Below are 1033 nucleotides of genomic sequence, written 5' to 3' on the forward strand. Positions count from 1 at the left end.
ATCGTTACTTTGTTGTAGGGTAGCGATGACACTTTCTAAGGGAATAACATCAATTTTCACCGTGGTCGCTTCTGCGGGATTAGCTTTTTTATATTGTTCTACCATTTGCAAAGCGGCGGCCTTTTCAAAGAAGAAAGGAATCAAATCCTGATTATTGCGACTGATCACCAGAAAATTACTCTCTTTTCCTGCTTTCGGCACAAATAAAGGTACACCACCTTGATATTGTTGACCTCTTTCACTGAGCAGTTTTTTCGCCGATTCTACTTCCGACTCTTTGGGAACAAAATCGACAATTAAACGATTTTGATCGGTTTGACTGGCTTGCATTTTATAGACTTGTGCCAAAGAAACAGGCTGAACTTTAACTTTACTGGCCACTTCAGGATTCTCTTTTTTCAGTCGTTCAAAAAAGTTTTGTGCGTCCTGCCGACTGATAAAAACTCCCGTGAATTTCTGTTCTTTTTCTCCCACGGCAATTAAGGGGACTCCTTGATCATCAGCAATAGCGAAGACAGGTACAAACTGCAAGGTTTTGACGATTTGTTCTTCCGGTAAAGCGAGTGCTTTAGAATAGCTGCCCAGCAGCGAAGTCAACATTGTCGTCCCTACTAAACCAAGAGTTGCTGTCCAACGAATGAGAGATTTCATCAAAATAATTACCTCGTTATTACTATTAACCAATATTTGCCGTTAATCTGAACTATATCGTCTACTTAACTCCTCCGATTAGGAGTTTTTTGATGAATAACCAGCCGCGAAAGTTCCCTTTATTGGCTGGCTTCTGAACCATCATAGCTAAAAAGATCCATACTTGGTCAGATGTGGTCGCAGCAGCGGCCAGGAAATAGGGGCAATTTATGGGCTGATCTGGGGAATAATAGGAATTAATTAGGGTTTGCTGAAAAAGTTTTTCGTGGGGGCAGGGTGTGGGGTGTGGGGTGTGGGGTGTAGGGTTTTACCGATTTTCATCTGGTCAATTACCTAATTTTCAGGGAAAAAGTACCTGAATTTTCCCCCCGCTCACTCCCAG

1 protein-coding gene is annotated in these 1033 nt (G+C 42.1%); it reads right to left on the minus strand.

Going from position 1 to position 1033, the window contains the following annotated elements; all coding sequences use genetic code 11:
- On the minus strand, positions 1–651 hold a 651-nt coding region (locus PX484_RS23785; RefSeq protein ID WP_288105883.1), incomplete at its 3' end, for a Tic22 family protein.
- Positions 652–1033: the final 382 nt, after the last annotated feature.

Origin of the sequence: Microcystis sp. M49636_WE2, assembly GCF_030065375.1 — a bacterium.
In the GTDB taxonomy this organism is placed as follows: domain Bacteria; phylum Cyanobacteriota; class Cyanobacteriia; order Cyanobacteriales; family Microcystaceae; genus Microcystis; species Microcystis aeruginosa_C.